The following is a 16,663-nucleotide window of genomic DNA, read 5'->3' as shown; positions in this document are numbered from 1 at the left end:
CTATTCCAAAAAATCCTTTAATCTCCTTACTTTTGACGGATTGCGAAGCTTTCTGAGTGATTTGGCCTCTATCTGTCTGATTCTCTCTCTTGTGATACCGAAGACCTTTCCTACCTCTTCCAAAGTTCTCGGCTTACCGTCCTCTAATCCGAAGCGAAGCAATATTACCTTTTGTTCTCTTTCAGTCAGTGACTTTATAACCTCCATCAACTGGTCATGTAAAAGCACATCCATTGCAAAATTTACAGGAATCTTAGCATTGGAATCCTGTAAAAAATCTCCCAGGTGTGAATCATCTTCATCTCCTATTGGGGTTTCCATAGATACAGGCTCAAGTGCAAAGCTCATTATTTCTCTTACCTTAGATACAGGAATACCCATAACCTTTGCAACCTCGTCAGGCCTTGGCTCTCTTCCAAACTCCTGTACAAGCTTTCTTTGTATCTTTATCAACCTGTTGATAGTTTCTACCATATGTACCGGAATTCTTATAGTTCTTGCCTGATCTGCAATAGATCTGGTTATTGCCTGCCTTATCCACCATGTGGCATATGTAGAAAACTTAAAGCCTTTTTGATAGTCAAACTTTTCAACAGCACGAAGTAATCCTAAATTCCCCTCCTGTATAAGGTCTAAAAATTGCATTCCTCGTCCCATATATCTCTTTGCAATACTTACTACAAGTCTAAGGTTGGACTCGGCCATCTGCTTTCTTGCTTCTTTTCTGACCGCCTCATCAGGATCACATATTTTTTTTGCCAGATTCATCTCCTCATCCACACTTAGAAGCGGTATCTTACCTATTTCTTTCAGGTACATCTTAATCGAATCTTCAATTGCAATATAATCATCCAGATCCTCTAAAATATTCAGGTTTATATCTTTTAAATCCTTTATATCATCTTCATTGAACTCATCATCAAATTCAGCATCTTTTAAAAGGATATATTCTTCCGGATCTGAACCGGAATCAAAATCCTGCGGTTCATTATCATCCTCTTCTTCCACTATAATATCCCTCTTTTCAAGGAAATCTATAAACTCCGAAAGATACTCTTTCGGTATATCATTTTCAGAGAAGATTTTTTTAATCTTTAAAGCAGTAAGTTTTCCATCAATATCTTTTTTAAATATTTTTTCAAACTCATTTTTTATATTCTTCCCCCTCATACTTCCTCCACTAACTTAAATCAACACGAAGTTTTCGCAAAATCGACTGTTCTTCAATGATTTTTTGAAATTCTTCAATCCCCTTTGCATTCTTACTTTCCTCGTCTAAGCTTGCCTGTCTGATTTTGAGTATACTTTCAGTGATTGCCTTTTTCTTATCATCATCACTGAGGTTAGTCCCTAAGTCGGTATTAAGTATTTTTGAAAGCAATTTCTGCTTTTCTATATCTTCTTTATAGTCATCACAGATATTTGAAAATTTAAAATCCCCCAGTTTTATCTTTTCAAATATCCTTGTTGCCACATTCCTGTAAAATCCATCACTAAAATGAACCGGTGAAATATATTTACTTATCTTGTCAAAAAGTTCCACCTCTTCAACTATCCATGTAAGCAGCAGCCCCTGTGCCTTTGTATATCCGTCATCTAATTTCTTCTTCTCTTTTTGTTCTTCTTTTTTTAATGTATTTGAAGCAAATCCATAGGAATTTACCATATCAAAAAGTGATTTATAGTCAATCATCAGCCTGTTTGCTACTGCATGAGTATAATTTTCTCTTTCAAGTTTCTCACTGAATGTACTTAACATCCTTGAGACTTCTCTATAAAAGTTTGTTCTCTCATCAGGTTCATTCAGATTGTAGCCTTTTTTTATTATTTCCACTTCCCAAAGAAAGGCGTTATCGGCAGTGTCAATTCTTTTTTGAAATTCCTCACTGCCAAGATTTTTGATGAACTCATCAGGATCCTTGTATGGAGCCATTGACAGTACTTTAACATTTATATTTTCTTCTTTCAAAAGCGGAATTGCTCTTATCGCTGCATTTATTCCCGCCCCGTCCGAATCATATGTAAGTACTACCTTCTTGGTATACCTTGATAAAAGTTTTGCATGAAATGCTGTCAGCGCAGTTCCAAGACTTGCAACGGAGTTTTCAAATCCGCCTTTATGAAGTGCAATTACATCCATATATCCCTCACAAAGTAAAAAAAAGTCTCTTTTTGTCCTTTTAGCAAAGTTTAGTCCATAGAGGTTTCTGCTTTTATCAAATGCAATTGTTTCAGGTGAATTGACATACTTCGGCAATCCGTCTCCGATTACTCTGCCTCCAAAGCCTATCACTCTTGAATTGGCGTCTATTATAGGAAACATTACTCTATTCCAAAATCTGTCTCTTGCACCTCTTTCATCAATATTTATAAGACCGCTTTTTTTAAGTATATTATCATCATAGCCCATACCTTTTAAATATTGATACAAATCATTCGGTGTTTTTTTTGAAAAACCAAGTCCGAAATGTGTAATATCTCTTGCATCAAGCCCTCTGGCTTTAAAATATTCAAGCCCTTTACTGCCGCCTTCTGAAAAAAGTGTCTCATAGAAATACTTCGCTGCCGTCTTATTTATCTCAAGTATGATCATTTTTTCATCATTTTGTATTTTATCACTGTCACTTTGTTGCGGCAATTCAATATTCACTCTTTTGGCAAGCAGATTCAGTGCCTCACTAAATGAATAATTTTCATACTGTCTTATAAATGTTATCACATCTCCTCCTACACCACAGCCAAAACAATGAAAAAGCTGCTTACTCGGCGATACTGAAAATGAAGGAGACTTTTCTGAATGAAACGGGCAAAGCCCTATATAATTTGCACCCTTTTTTTGTATTTTCACATAACTTGAAATCACATCCACTATATCATTTGCAGACCTGACCTCATCTATTATATCATTTGAATAATACAAGCCTCGCCTCCCTAATACACATCCCAAGACTTTGGAACAAACAGATCTTTAAACTTTTCTATTGCATACAAGTCGGTCATACCGGCGATATAATCACATACTACCAGTTCCCTATCTTGACCCAGTTCTTTTATAAAATATATATACTCATCCGGTAGCTTGTCACTATGAATCATATAGTAGTCAAAAAGTGACTTTATCATAGCCTTTGCCTTGCCTTCCTGTGACTTCGGCACCTCATTATGATATACCTTTTTAAAAAGCCATGTTCTAAGCCCCATCATCGCCCTGTACTTTTCTTTATTCATGGAGATTTTCGGTTTATCAATACTTTCTTCTATAACTCCATGTATCAGATTGTTCAGTCGCTCTCTTACGGAGTGACCGAGTACATCACTGTATTCACTTGGTATATCACTTTCTTCCAATATCTTCGCTCTGATGGAGTCGTCTATATCATGATTTATATAGGCTATTTTATCAGACAACCTGACTACATGACCCTCAAGTGTGGACGGATTTCCACAGGTTCTGTGATTTAATATACCGTCTCTTACCTCTTTTGTGAGATTGAGTCCCATCCCGTATTTTTCTAAAAATTCAACTATTCTTACACTCTGTTCATAGTGTGCAAAACCATAAGAACAGACTTCATTTAATACATCCTCTCCCGAGTGTCCAAAAGGTGTATGCCCAAGATCATGTCCCAATGCAATGGCTTCTGTCAAATCTTCATTCAGTCTAAGTGACTTTGCTATAGTTCTTGCAATCTGTGCCACTTCAAGTGTATGTGTAAGTCTGGTACGATAGTGATCTCCCTCAGGAGCTAAAAATACCTGTGTCTTATGTTTAAGTCTTCTAAAAGCTTTTGAATGAAGTATCCTGTCTCTATCCCTTTGATATACTGTCCTTATATCACAGGCCTCCTCATACCTGTCTCTTCCCAAAGAATTTTTACTGAAAGCGGCATACTTACTTAGAGTCAACTCCTCTCTAAGTTCCACATCTTCTCGTATATTCATATTTATAATTTAAACAGTGTTGAAAGAATGCCTCTTCCAAGACTTGCCCCAAGATTTCCGCCAAGGCTTTGTCCGAACTTTCCACCTGATTTTCCAATTGTTTTACCTAATTGTCTTCCGATAGTGCCTGCGGCAGCTCCTGCTACACTTGCCACTCCTTTTTTTATAGCATCTTTTTTCTTCTTGGCATCTTTTTGGGCTTCCTTTGCCTGCCTCTGTGCTTCTTTCTCAGCTGATTTCGCCTCTCTTTCCGCTTGTTTTTCCGCCTGTTTTTCCTGCCTCTGTGCTTCTTTTTGTTCTTCCTTTGCCCTTTGTTCTTCCTCCAATTTTTTGGTATTTTCTATTTGCAATCTTTGTAAAAACTCATATGCGGAGTCCCTGTCAATCATATCTCTATATTTGTTTGCAAGATCGGACATGGAAATCACTGTAGCTCTAAGCATATCGTCAATTGCACCAAGATATGACTGCGGCGGGAGTACTTTTGCTTTTCTGACCACAGTAGGCGCACCGTCATCACCGATAAATGACACTACCGCCTCTCCTATACCCAGATTTGTAATAGCCTCTTCCGTATCAAAATCAGGATTTGCCCTGTAGGATTGTGCCGCCGCCTTAATAGCCTTTTGATCTGCCGGTGTATATGCTCTAAGTGCATGCTGAACTTTATTTCCAAGCTGTGAAAGCACTTCATTTGGTATATCACTTGGACTCTGTGTAATAAAATACACCCCGATACCTTTTGATCTGATAAGTTTTACTACCTGTTCTATCTTTTGAAGCAGGGCTTTGGGCATATCCTTAAACAAAAGATGCGCCTCATCAAAGAAAAATACCATCTTCGGCTTATCAAGATCTCCCACCTCAGGCATTATCTCAAAAAGCTCCGCAAGCATCCAAAGCATAAATGTGGCATATATGCTCGGATCATTAATAATAGTTGAAGCATCCAAAATATTTATCATACCCCTACCGTCTTTATTTACAAACCAGTCTCTTATATCTACGGCAGGCTCACCGAAGAATATATCTCCTCCTTTATCGCCAAGTGATACAAGCCCCCTCATAATCGCATTGACACTTTGAGGTGCCATATTGCCATAGTCCGCTTTATAGCTTGCCGCATTCTCACTGACATAGTTCAACATACTCTTAAGATCCTTAAGATCCAACAGTAAAAGTCCTTCATCATCTGCAATCTTAAATACTATATTCAAAATATCACTCTGTATTTGGTTGAGTTCAAGTAACTTTGATAAAAGCATGGGACCAAACTCAGATATAGTTGTCCTGAGAGGAAGCCCTCTCTTACCGAAAATATCCCAAAAACAGGTAGGGTATGCTTTGAAAGAAAATTCGGAACCGAGTCCAAGCTCGGATACTCTCTTTGTAATACTCTCTTTATCTTCACCCGGCTTACACATACCTGACAAATCTCCCTTAATATCAGAGAAAAATACCGGTACTCCCGCATCGGAAAATGACTCCGCCATCACCTTTAGAGTCACAGTCTTACCTGTTCCGGTTGCGCCTGCTATAAGACCATGTCTATTTGCAAAATTTGTTTTTATACATAGCTTTATCTCTTTGTCGCTTGCCACCCATATTTCATTATCTTTATACATACCGTCTCCTAGCCTAACTTTATACTTCTATTCTATCCCAAGTTCACAATTATAACAAGTAAATAAAAAATTTTAACACAAAAAGAGCCGGCACCTTAATGCCGGCTTAATTTTTAATTTATATTATTTTGAATAAAGAGTTACAAGCTTCTCTAAGTATGTAAATCTTTCCTTAGCATCTTCCTCATTCTTTTCAAAGAGTTTAGTTGCTCTCTCAGGATCCTTAAGTGCAAGAGATGCATAACGAACCTCACCCTTAAGGAACTCTTGGTAGTCACCTGTAGGTGCCTTAGAGTCCAAAGTAAACTTGTTCTCTGCGGCAGGATTGAATCTGAAGTTGTTCCAGTAACCTGCCTCAACTGCAAGTTTCTCCTCAGTCATAGCCTTGCTCATACCCTTCTTGATACCATGGTTGATACATGGAGAATATGCGATAATAAGTGACGGACCCGGATAAGCTTCAGCCTCGGCAAGTGCCTTAACAGTCTGATTGTAATCGGCACCCATAGCTATCTGTGCCACATATACATATCCGTAGCTCATTGCAATACTTGCAAGATCCTTCTTCTTTGTATCCTTACCGCCGGCGGCAAACTGTGCTACAGCACCTGTCTTTGTTGACTTTGAGCTCTGTCCGCCTGTATTTGAGTAAACCTCTGTATCAAATACCATGATGTTTACATCCTTACCGCTTGCGATTACATGGTCAAGACCGCCGAAACCGATATCGTAAGCCCAACCGTCACCACCGAATATCCACTGGCTCTTCTTTGATAAGAACTCCTTGTTGTCAAGTATCTCCTTAGCCTCAGGTGTATCAAGCTTCTCAAGTTCAGCTACAAGTCTGTCTGTTGCACTTCCATTGAGAGCACCGACTGTAAAGGTGTCAAGATAGTCTTTAGCTGCCGCCTTAAGCTCATCTGATCCGTTATCGGCAACAGCCTCCACCTTTTCTTTAAGACCCTTTCTGATCGCCTCATTTGCAAGGAACATACCGTAACCGAACTCTGCATTGTCCTCAAATAATGAGTTTGACCAAACAGGACCATGTCCCTTGGCGTTTACTGTATAAGGTGTTGAAGGTGAAGAGTTACCCCAAATTGATGTACATCCTGTAGCATTTGCAATATACATTCTGTCACCGAATAACTGTGTAATAAGTCTGGCATAAGGTGTCTCACCACAACCTGCACAAGCTCCCGAGAACTCAAGTAAAGGCTTCTTGTACTGTGAACCCTTAACTGTTGTTTCTTTAAACTTGGCAATAACTTCAGGCTTTTCAGGTGTTGCATTTGCATAATCAAACCATTCCTGTCTGTGAACATTCTCAGGCATACTCTGCATTGTAAGAGCCTTATTTCCCTTCTTACCCGGACATACATTAGCACAAGAACCGCAACCTGTACAGTCAAGTGCAGATACGGCTACTGTAAACTTGTAGTTCGGCATTCCTGTCATAGGAAGTACACTCATACCCTCAGGTGCATTATCAGCCTCATCCTCTGTAAGAGCAATTGTTCTGATAACGGCATGTGGACATACATATGAACAGAATCCACATTGAATACAGTTTTCACTGTTCCAGATAGGCATATTTACGGCAATACCACGTTTCTCATATGCGGATGTTCCTGACGGTGTTGTGCCGTCAACATAATCAGTAAATGCAGATACCGGAAGATTGTTACCCTCTTGTGCGCTTACAGCTGTTTGAATTGTGTTGGCAAACTTAATTGCATCCTCTCTACCCTCTGTATGCACCTTATAGTCAAGTCCTTCATCCTTTGCATCAGCCCAGCTTGCAGGAACCTCCACCTTATGAACGTTCTTGGCACCTTCTTCTATAGCTGCCCAGTTCTTCTTAACTACATCCTCACCTTTTCTTCCGTAGGTCTTCTCGGCAGCCTTCTTCATAAGGTCAATTGCCTGCTCCTCAGGAATGATTGCTGAAAGCTTAAAGAATGCCGACTGAAGAATTGTATTAATTCTTGTAGGTCCCATACCTGTAGCAATACCGATCTTTACACCGTCAATTGTATAGAAGTTAATCTTGTGATCATGGATATACTTCTTAACCTGTCCCGGGATATGCTCTTCAAGCTCGGCATCACTCCATGCACAGTTAAGTAAGAATGTACCTCCGTCAACAAGCTCCTGTACCATATTGTACTTTCTTATATATGCAGGATTATGACAAGCTACAAAGTTTGCCTTATGAATAAGATATGTTGATTTAATCGGCTTCTTACCGAAACGCAGGTGGCTCATTGTAATACCGCCCGACTTCTTTGAATCATAGTCAAAGTATGCCTGTGCATACATATCTGTATTATCACCTATAATCTTGATAGAATTCTTGTTGGCACCTACCGTACCGTCTGCACCAAGACCCCAGAACTTACAGTTTGTAGTTCCCTCAGGCGTAGTAACAATGGCAGGACCCTGTTCAAGTGAAAGATGTGTAACATCATCATTTATACCGATAGTAAATCTCTTCTTCTCTGTATTATGGAATGTTGCAACGATCTGTGCAGGTGTTGTATCCTTTGAACCAAGGCCGTATCTGCCGCTGAATACAGGAACGGCATCAAATTTAGTTCCCTTAAGTGCTGCAACAACATCAAGCCAAAGCGGCTCGCCAAGTGATCCCGGCTCCTTTGTTCTGTCAAGTACTTCAATTCTCTTAACACTGTCAGGTATAGCATTTACAAGTGCCTCTGCACTGAACGGTCTGTAAAGTCTTACCTTGACAACTCCGACTTTCTCACCTTTCTTTTCAAGATAGTCAATTGTCTCTTCTATTGTATCATTAACCGAACCCATAGCGATAATGATTACCTCAGCATTAGGATCACCATAGTAGTTAAACAGTTTATAATCTGTACCGATCTTAGCATTAACCTTGTCCATATACTCCTGAACAATTGCAGGCAATGCATCATAGTAAGGATTGCTGGCTTCTCTTACCTGGAAGAAGATGTCAGGGTTCTGTGCCGAACCTCTCTCTACAGGACGATTCGGATTAAGTGCATGCTTTCTGAAAGCATTGATTGCATCCATATCGGCCATATCCTTAAGATCTGCATAATCCCAAGTTTCAATTTTCTGAATTTCATGTGATGTTCTGAAACCGTCAAAGAAGTTGATAAACGGAACTTTTCCTTTTAATGCCGCAAGGTGAGCAACAGGTGTTAAGTCCATAACCTCCTGAACCGATGATGAGCAAAGCATCGCAGCACCTGTCTGACGACAAGCGTAAACATCTGAATGATCTCCAAAGATGCTGAGCGCATGTGTTGCAATAGCACGAGCGGAAACATTGATAACTCCCGGAAGCTGCTCTCCTGCCATCTTATAGATATTAGGGATCATAAGAAGAAGGCCCTGTGAAGCTGTATAAGTTGTTGTTAAAGCTCCGGCTGAAAGAGAACCATGAACTGCACCCGCAGCACCTGCCTCTGATTGCATTTCTGTTACCTGAACAGTTTGGCCGAAAATATTCTTTCTACCATCTGTTGCCCACTCATCGGTGTGCTCTGCCATGACAGATGATGGTGTTATTGGGTAAATTGCAGCAACATCAGTATAAGCATATGATGCATGAGCGGCTGCCTGATTACCATCCATGGTTTTCATTTGTCTCTTAGCCATTTTATTCCTCCTACTAAGTAATTATTTATAATAATTTATCATTATTTTTCATTCATCATTATACCAATTTAAAAAATAAATGCAAATGATAAACATTGTATTTTGTGTACTATTCTTCATACAATAAGCCTTGTTTTTGTTTTTAAACAAAAAGCCTATTCATGGTCGTAATGTTTTCCGCCCCAATACATAGTTTTTGCAACTTCCGCATCAGGTCCTAAAATCACACCTTCCATAATCCATTTATAAAACTCTTCAAAACCGGTCCTATCTACTATGTAGCCAACATGTTCTTTTCCGTCAGGTGCATTTGTATCAATATATCTCTCAACATAGGCATAGGCATTCTTTACAATTTTTAGAATACTGTCCTCATCCACCCATTTAATAAAGTCCTCTGCAAGCCTTGGGTTCTTTTTTCCTGTTCTTCCAAGTAATACAAGACGAAAATATTTCTCCTTACTTCTGGTCCATGCTCTGGTAGGGCAGACGGTGATACATACACCGCAACCGATACATTTTTCAGTATTTCTTTCAATCTTGCCGTTTACCACTCTAAGAGCTTCAACACTCTTTTGCTTACAACCTTTCACACAGGCCTCACAAGTTACACATCTGTCAGGATTATACTGCGGCATTGTCATTCCCATTATTCCGAAGTCATTCATACGAACTTTTGCACAGTCATTTGAGCAACCTGTAAAAGCCACCTTAAAGTGCAGATTGTTTGGGAAAATTTGCTTTTCCATCTTCCTTGCAAATTCGGTAGTGTCATAGTTACCGTAAGGACAAAGTCTCTTTCCCGGACAGGCTACCACATTTCTGGTTCCTGAAGCGGCATAACCTGTGTCTCTCCTTTCCTGATTTGTACTCTCATGATCAATGATAAGCTGAATTTCCTTATTTACAGCATCCATATCTGTAATCTTAATACCCGGAATCTCCACACCCTGTCGGTTTGTGATAAAGATACTTCCATTGCCGTATTTATCTGCAATTTCAGATATTCTTTTCATACTTTCAGCATCTATATACCCACCGGGCATTCTTATTCTTGATGCCGTCTCACCACGCACTTTGGATACACGAAAGGCGTTTTTCTTCAGTTTTTTTACATTTATATCCATTATTCACCTCTCTAATCAATCAAAGTCTTACTGTCCACATAGTTAAATACAGGACCGTCTAAACAGATGTAAGTGTCATTTACCTTACAATGTCCACATTTTCCGATACCGCAACACATCTTTCTTTCATAAGAAACCCAGATGTTCTCCTCTTTAAATCCAAGCTTTAAAAGCTCTATTACGGAAAACTTCATCATTGGAGGCGGTCCGACCACTACAGCCTGTGCAGATTCAATATCTTTCAGCTTAAGTTCCGGAATAAACTTGGTTACAAGACCTACATTTCCTGTATATCCCTCGGCTTCTTTATCCATTGTCAAAATAAGATCAATATTATTTTCCCAATCAGCAATATCATCTCTAAAGAGCATATCTGAAGGACTTCTAAATCCAAGTATTACATGTTTATCTTTAGAATCGGCACTTGCAGCAAGTGCATTGATAACACCGCGAACAGGAGAAACACCTGTGCCTCCGGCTACCACCACACACTCACCGTATGTATACTTGCCTATATCAAAGCCGTTACCGTAAGGTCCGCGAAGAAATAAAGTATCTCCTATATAATTTTCAAATACCTCATCTGTAACCCTACCCACTTTACGGATAGTCAAATCTACACTGTTATCTGTAATACCGCTTACAGATATAGGAGCCTCACCGAACTTTGGGATTGACACCTCAAAGAACTGTCCCGGCTTTACATCGCCATAAAACTCCATTTTGAAGGTATATTCTTTTTTTGTATGCTTAATAACATCTAAAATCTTTGATGGAAACGGAATATAAGGATTAGTTCTCACTTTGCACCTCTTTTAATTCATCTGTCTTAGCTATCTCTGCCGTTACTTTATTAATAATATTTGAGAATGAAATATACTCCGGACATACGGTATCGCATCTGCCGCAACCTACACACATATTGTAGCCGAATCGCTTTCTAAAGTCATAGATCTTGTGCATAGTCTTAAATCTCATACGATCTCCATGTTTCTTTCTGTATTCTCCGCCGCCTGCTACATTTGTATAGCCGTCTACCATACATGAAGCATTGACTCTTCTTCTCTCACCCACCTTACCGTTGTCTGTATAATATACATCCTGCATTGTATAGCAGGTACAGGTAGGACAGACATAATTACATCTTCCGCATCCTATACATCTTGCAGTATATTCATCCCACATATCGGATGTAAATATTGAAAGCGGTACATCTTTCGGTAACTTCACTTTCGTATCATTCTCAGTTACAAATCCCGGAATAACCTCCTCTTCTTTTAGAGCATTATTTGCAAATACCAAACTAAGATTCTCATCCTTAAGTCGACATTTGAACTTATTATCAATGTAGTCAACCGAAAAACTGAAATCAAGGTCATCTGCTCTATTAGTACCCATATCTACGCAAAAACAATCCTCATATGAATGCTCACATCCCATAAGAACAAACTTTACTTTATCTCTGATACGGGCATAGAAATAGTCTTCTTCTCTGCCGTTTTTAAGATAAATCTGATCAAGTCTTTTTAGCGCATTAAGGTCACAGCTTCTTAAGAATACTAAGGTCTCTCTCTCATCTATATTTGCTTCCTTCACATCATTTTCCGTAAAGAAAAATAATGTCTGTGAAAGTGGAGTTAGAATCTCCTTAAATGAATAATCAGACTTCTTCTCAAGTTCAATATCTGCAACTTCATTTACGAAATCGTATCTGACAACATCAGTATCTGTAAACCTGCCTTCACCCACCTTGAGCACAGGTGCGTATATAAGGTATTTCTTTGATAACTCTTTAATTACACTATTGAATCCACCGGGTGAAAATATAAAACCCCTTTTCCCCATACTTTCTCCTTCATTCTGAGCCAACTTGTATTACAATTCTTTCCTATTTTAGTAAAGAATTGTAATAACAAACATCAATATTAACATTGATAAATTATTATCACTGTATACAAAGAAATTATATCATGTTTTTTTTTAAATATCAAATCTAAGATGGCCTCAAACTACTATATTTATTGCATATTTTTAAATACAAAAAAGACTTAACACCATGTAATAAAAATTTATACAGGATGGTAAGTCCATTTTTATACGCCGCTAAAATCAATATTTTCATCAATTTTAGCGGCTTTTTTCACTTTTTAAATTAATTATAACATCTCACTCTCATGATCTATCACAAACTTTGCACCGGTACAGGCACCACAGTCACAGTACTCTTTTCCCGCCGCCTTTACTTCTTTGGCATGCTCTGCAAGCTCCCTTGCCTTATCCTCACCAAACATCTTCTTGCCTTCATCAGATACAAACAGCTCATACACATTATCAATAGTGCATATATCAGCCTTTGCCTCTGCTATCAATGCCTTTGTAGCGGAAATTTCAGCATCTGTACCAAGTGATTCAAGCCAAACCTCACCTGCTGTTTCCAGTTCAGGACAGCAGCTTGGTGCCTCTATCATTTCCTTTACCGCCTTTACTATACTTTCTTTCATATGATTGATCCTTTCTTAAATTAACATATTATTTCATGCTCTGTAACTGTTAACTGAATACTTCACTTTACAGCTTCCTATAATTCTCAAGCAGCATCTTAAGATCCGCTATATCCTCAAGCATCTGTTTTCCGATATCCGTATCCTTTACAAACATACGATATGTATCTTTTTCTATTACCTCAGACTCCGATTTTATATCTGTATTGTTTATCAGGGCATCCTCTACGGAGGTGAAAGGAGTATGTGCCTTCAGCCTAAGTCCATGTGAATTAAATATCAGTGTATAGCCTGCAATACCTGTAGTCTTGTTCATAGCACGACAAAATCCGCCATCTATTACAAACAGCCTTCCGTTTGCTCTGACAGGATCTTCACCGTCAATGGCATGAACAGGTGTATGACCATTTATTATATGAGAATGTGCATCATATAGACCGAATTCATGTAGAATCTGACAACAGAAGCTTTCATCATAGTATCTGCTGTAATATGGATTGGAAGGTTCTTTCCAAAAGCTCTTATCCGCCACATAATCTCTCTCAAAAGTCTTTACCATTCTGCCGCAAAGCGGTGACTTTTCTCCACCCCACAGAAACCACATAAAGTCTACATCATCCATACTTGGATTGTCTGCATAAGCCGCTCTGGCCTTTTTATCACATATATCAAACAAAGACTTGCCATGATAGTAATTACCGTCTATAAAAAGCATATCAAATGTACCGTTTTCATCCACAGGCACACAACCATGATAAATCAAGTTTCTGTTGTAAACATTGTACATACTTCCCTTATCATACAAAAACTGTATATGCTTGTTCAATCTTTGACCTGAAACAAAACTTCTATGTAATTTCAGTATAATATCATTTTCTTCATCAGTCAACTTATACGGGTCATTTATATCAAGTGTAGGAAACAGATTTGTCTTTAGTTTTGTCTCTACACCGTCTATAGCCACAGTACCCTTATCAATATTTATATGTTCCAAAAGCAGTCTGCTGTCCATCTCATACTCCGGATGTCTTTTTATAAGCTGACCTTCCACTTTAAAAAGAATCACCTTAACAGCTGCAAGTGCCGCTTGTATACCGTCCTCTATCCCATACTTACTCATTCCAAAAGTAATAAGCGGTCTAAGGCTTATACCATATCCGTTCTCTAAAATTTCCACATTTCCATACTTCAGATTGTTTCTGATAACATTACAGATACAAGCGTCATTACCGCATGCCGCACCCATCCAAAGAATATCGTGATTGCCCCATTCAATATCCATGGAATGATACTTCATAAGCAAATCCATTATCCTGTCCGCCTGTCCGCCTCTGTCAAAGACATCTCCCACCAAATGCAAATGATCTACTGCAAGTCTCTTTATCAGTGCTGAAAGTGCTATAATGAACTCATCCGCATCCTCCAAGTCAATGATAGTCTGTAAAATATGTCTATGATAACTTACTTTATTTGTATCTTCATTCTTTTGTGCATGCAAAAGCTCATCAATAATATATGCATAATCCTTCGGCAATGCTTTTCGAACCTTTGATCTTGTATACTTTTGTGAAAGTAACCTGGCAAGCATTATCAGATGATTCAATGTCATAGAGTACCAGTCGGCATCTATCTTACCTGTTTCAGCAAGCATAGTCATCTTCTCACTTGGATAGTATATAAGAGTACAAAGTTCCTGTCTGTCAAACTCCGACAAAGTATCAGTGAATATCAAATCAACCTTTTCTTTTATTACACCTGAACAATTATTCATTATATGTAAAAAAGCTTCATATTCACCATGTATATCACTCAAAAAAAACTCTGTTCCCTTTGGCAGATTTGTGATGGCGGACAGATTGATAATCTCTCTGATCACTGCCTGACTTGACCCGTAATTTTGTTTAAGTAGCTTTAGATACTTTACATTCTCTCTATGCATAATACCCCCAATAATATTTAATTTTCCAACTTAGGCACTGTCTCTTCATAAGTAGCCGCCTCAGTTGTCAGTTTCTCAACAGTTCCTTCAGTACTTTCTTTTGACCTTATACTTTTTTCAGATTTTGATTCTTCCTCTGTAGGTACCTTCTCTACTGTACTCTCTATTGCAGTATCTGTATTTTTCTTATTGGAACTTTCAGCATCTTTTTGGCTTGAGCTCTCCGTTACAGAACTTCCACCTGAATTTGTTTCAATACTCTCTTCAGTTTTAACACTCTCTTTATCACTCTTTGCAGTCTCACCACTTCCGGAATTTACTTTTATTTTTGCCGGCTTGCCCTTATATGTAGAATTATGAAAAGGCTCCTCCTTTACTACAGCTCCATTCTTTTTCACAATATAAGTAGTAGCCCACTTGGATCCTTTTTTTGCTTCACTTATTACCACTTCTTTACCTTCTTTTAAATTCTTGTCCTCAATATATTCAGGCATAGGCGGGTCAAGATCTGCAATTTTTTTTGATCTCATCTCTATACTCACACCGTCCTCTAAGATGGGAATTCCGATAATTGAGCAAGTCAGTGTCTGTCCTGTAAGTACTGCACGTATTGCTATAGCAGTATCGGAAGTGTTTACAAATTTCATATCAGGTCCCGCATATCCGTCATAGCTGACCATTGCATCTTCTCCCGGAGTTACATATGTAGGTTCATAGGAATGTGCATGTCTTTCTGTGGTTGTAAGTCCTGCAAAGATCACTGCATTATAAAGTGTAGATGAGACCTGACATACTCCGCCTCCGGGTTCTTCCACCAAAACACCGTTCACATAAGCACCGGCAGGTCTATATCCCCTCTCCTCCGTTCTGTTTCCTGTAGTATTATTGAATGAAAACTCCTCGCCCGGCTTTATTATAAGTCCGTCCAATGCTTCACCTGCAAGTGAAATATTTATATTTCTGTCCTTATTGTCTGTAGTCTTTGTTGTAAATGTACCGATTACCTTATATTTCTCCTTAGCCATATCAACGCTTATAGTCGGTTTTACTTTATTTCTTATAACAGTAATATCTGCCTGAAAATTCTTTCTGTCTACAAATGATTTCAAATCCTCTTTCAACCTGTTTTCATCTATTAAAAAGCCGTCACTTTCATCGGCATAGGTAAAGTTCTTTGTATCCTTGTTAAATCCTGATATAGATCCGTTTATTGGAGGAATATCCCACTTTTTCTTTGCCTCGTTTACCATCTCTTCTATGTCACTTTCATCAAAGCTTATATCATAATGTGTATTTGCACTGTCAATATCCGAATATATCTCATTCAAAAGCTTATCAAGCTTCTTATCCAGTATATTACTTAATTCCAGGCTGTCACTCTCATCTATATGCAACTTCATTTTCCATGGATAGAATCTCTCTATAGCACCTTTTGCCTCTGCAATCTTCATTCCCGTTATATCTACTTCATCAATGCTTATCTGTTTTTTTAATTTCTCACTTCCAATATCTGTAACCGTTTCTGTACCTGTTTCACTGAATGTACTTACTATTTTTACCGCCTTTTGAAGGCAAAACAGTATAATTGCAAGCAAAATAATAAATACCGCTATCAGTAAAACCAATCCTTTTATATTTATGTCTGCTATATATCTGCCGCTCTGTGAGCGTTTCCTTGCCGCCCTCACTCTCTCCGAACCGGACATTTTTTCTTTTTTTCGTCTTTCAAACATTTCATTTCCTTATGAATGTAATGTTAAAATTACACTCAATAATATTTTATTTTATAATAAAAGCTATGTTCTTGAGTTAAATTATACCAAGAAACCGATTCCGGTACAATAATCAAGATTTGCTTTAAACGCTTTATTATGCTAG

11 protein-coding genes are annotated in these 16,663 nt (G+C 38.4%); all 11 read right to left on the bottom strand.

The window, feature by feature from the left end; all coding sequences use genetic code 11:
* Nucleotides 1–1,170, bottom strand: a complete 1,170-nt coding sequence (gene rpoD, locus HMPREF0381_RS07065; protein ID WP_008751250.1) for an RNA polymerase sigma factor RpoD — start codon at nt 1,168–1,170, stop codon at nt 1–3.
* A 10-nt stretch (nt 1,171–1,180) separates the two neighbouring features.
* On the bottom strand, nt 1,181–2,920 hold the full coding sequence (dnaG, locus tag HMPREF0381_RS07060) for a DNA primase (RefSeq protein ID WP_040461262.1): 1,740 nt from the start codon (nt 2,918–2,920) through the stop codon (nt 1,181–1,183).
* An 11-nt stretch (nt 2,921–2,931) separates the two neighbouring features.
* Complete coding sequence (locus HMPREF0381_RS07055; protein ID WP_008751248.1) at nt 2,932–3,942, bottom strand: deoxyguanosinetriphosphate triphosphohydrolase; 1,011 nt, start codon at nt 3,940–3,942, stop codon at nt 2,932–2,934.
* Between the two features lie 2 nt (nt 3,943–3,944).
* Complete coding sequence (locus HMPREF0381_RS07050) at nt 3,945–5,567, bottom strand: helicase HerA-like domain-containing protein (protein WP_008751247.1); 1,623 nt, start codon at nt 5,565–5,567, stop codon at nt 3,945–3,947.
* A 123-nt stretch (nt 5,568–5,690) separates the two neighbouring features.
* Nucleotides 5,691–9,218, bottom strand: coding sequence for a pyruvate:ferredoxin (flavodoxin) oxidoreductase (gene nifJ, locus HMPREF0381_RS07045; RefSeq protein WP_008751246.1), 3,528 nt, complete (start codon nt 9,216–9,218; stop codon nt 5,691–5,693).
* 155 nt (nt 9,219–9,373) lie between these two features.
* Entirely contained in the window at nt 9,374–10,345 is a 972-nt protein-coding gene (gene asrC, locus HMPREF0381_RS07040) for a sulfite reductase subunit C (protein ID WP_008751245.1), read from the bottom strand.
* Nucleotides 10,346–10,356: 11 nt separating this feature from the next.
* On the bottom strand, nt 10,357–11,148 hold the full coding sequence (gene asrB, locus HMPREF0381_RS07035) for an anaerobic sulfite reductase subunit AsrB (protein ID WP_008751244.1): 792 nt from the start codon (nt 11,146–11,148) through the stop codon (nt 10,357–10,359).
* Complete coding sequence (asrA, locus tag HMPREF0381_RS07030) at nt 11,138–12,190, bottom strand: anaerobic sulfite reductase subunit AsrA (RefSeq protein ID WP_040461260.1); 1,053 nt, start codon at nt 12,188–12,190, stop codon at nt 11,138–11,140. The genes asrB and asrA overlap by 11 nt, the downstream gene beginning before the upstream one ends.
* 311 nt (nt 12,191–12,501) lie before the next feature.
* On the bottom strand, nt 12,502–12,846 hold the full coding sequence (locus tag HMPREF0381_RS15375; RefSeq protein ID WP_008751242.1) for a hypothetical protein: 345 nt from the start codon (nt 12,844–12,846) through the stop codon (nt 12,502–12,504).
* Between the two features lie 67 nt (nt 12,847–12,913).
* A complete protein-coding gene (locus HMPREF0381_RS07020; RefSeq protein ID WP_008751241.1) occupies nt 12,914–14,785 on the bottom strand; it encodes a fructose-1,6-bisphosphatase in 1,872 nt (623 codons plus the stop codon).
* Nucleotides 14,786–14,802: 17 nt separating this feature from the next.
* The gene (locus HMPREF0381_RS07015; protein ID WP_008751240.1) at nt 14,803–16,518 is read right to left on the bottom strand and encodes a VanW family protein; all 1,716 of its coding nucleotides are present in this window, start codon (nt 16,516–16,518) and stop codon (nt 14,803–14,805) included.
* Nucleotides 16,519–16,663: the final 145 nt, after the last annotated feature.

Origin of the sequence: Lachnoanaerobaculum saburreum DSM 3986 (assembly GCF_000185385.1) — a bacterium.
GTDB lineage: Bacteria > Bacillota > Clostridia > Lachnospirales > Lachnospiraceae > Lachnoanaerobaculum > Lachnoanaerobaculum saburreum.
This window is presented reverse-complemented; position numbering and strand designations above follow the sequence as displayed.

Bases quoted from the DNA above. Each gene is read 5' to 3' on its own strand.
- HMPREF0381_RS15375 (WP_008751242.1), bottom strand. From the start codon at position 12,846: ATGAAAGAAAGTATAGTAAAGGCGGTAAAGGAAATGATAGAGGCACCA.
- nifJ (WP_008751246.1), bottom strand. From the start codon at position 9,218: ATGGCTAAGAGACAAATGAAAACCATGGATGGTAATCAGGCAGCCGCT.
- HMPREF0381_RS07055 (WP_008751248.1), bottom strand. From the start codon at position 3,942: ATGAATATACGAGAAGATGTGGAACTTAGAGAGGAGTTGACTCTAAGT.
- asrC (WP_008751245.1), bottom strand. From the start codon at position 10,345: ATGGATATAAATGTAAAAAAACTGAAGAAAAACGCCTTTCGTGTATCC.
- HMPREF0381_RS07050 (WP_008751247.1), bottom strand. From the start codon at position 5,567: ATGTATAAAGATAATGAAATATGGGTGGCAAGCGACAAAGAGATAAAG.
- rpoD (WP_008751250.1), bottom strand. From the start codon at position 1,170: ATGAGGGGGAAGAATATAAAAAATGAGTTTGAAAAAATATTTAAAAAA.
- asrA (WP_040461260.1), bottom strand. From the start codon at position 12,190: ATGGGGAAAAGGGGTTTTATATTTTCACCCGGTGGATTCAATAGTGTA.
- HMPREF0381_RS07015 (WP_008751240.1), bottom strand. From the start codon at position 16,518: ATGTTTGAAAGACGAAAAAAAGAAAAAATGTCCGGTTCGGAGAGAGTG.
- HMPREF0381_RS07020 (WP_008751241.1), bottom strand. From the start codon at position 14,785: ATGCATAGAGAGAATGTAAAGTATCTAAAGCTACTTAAACAAAATTAC.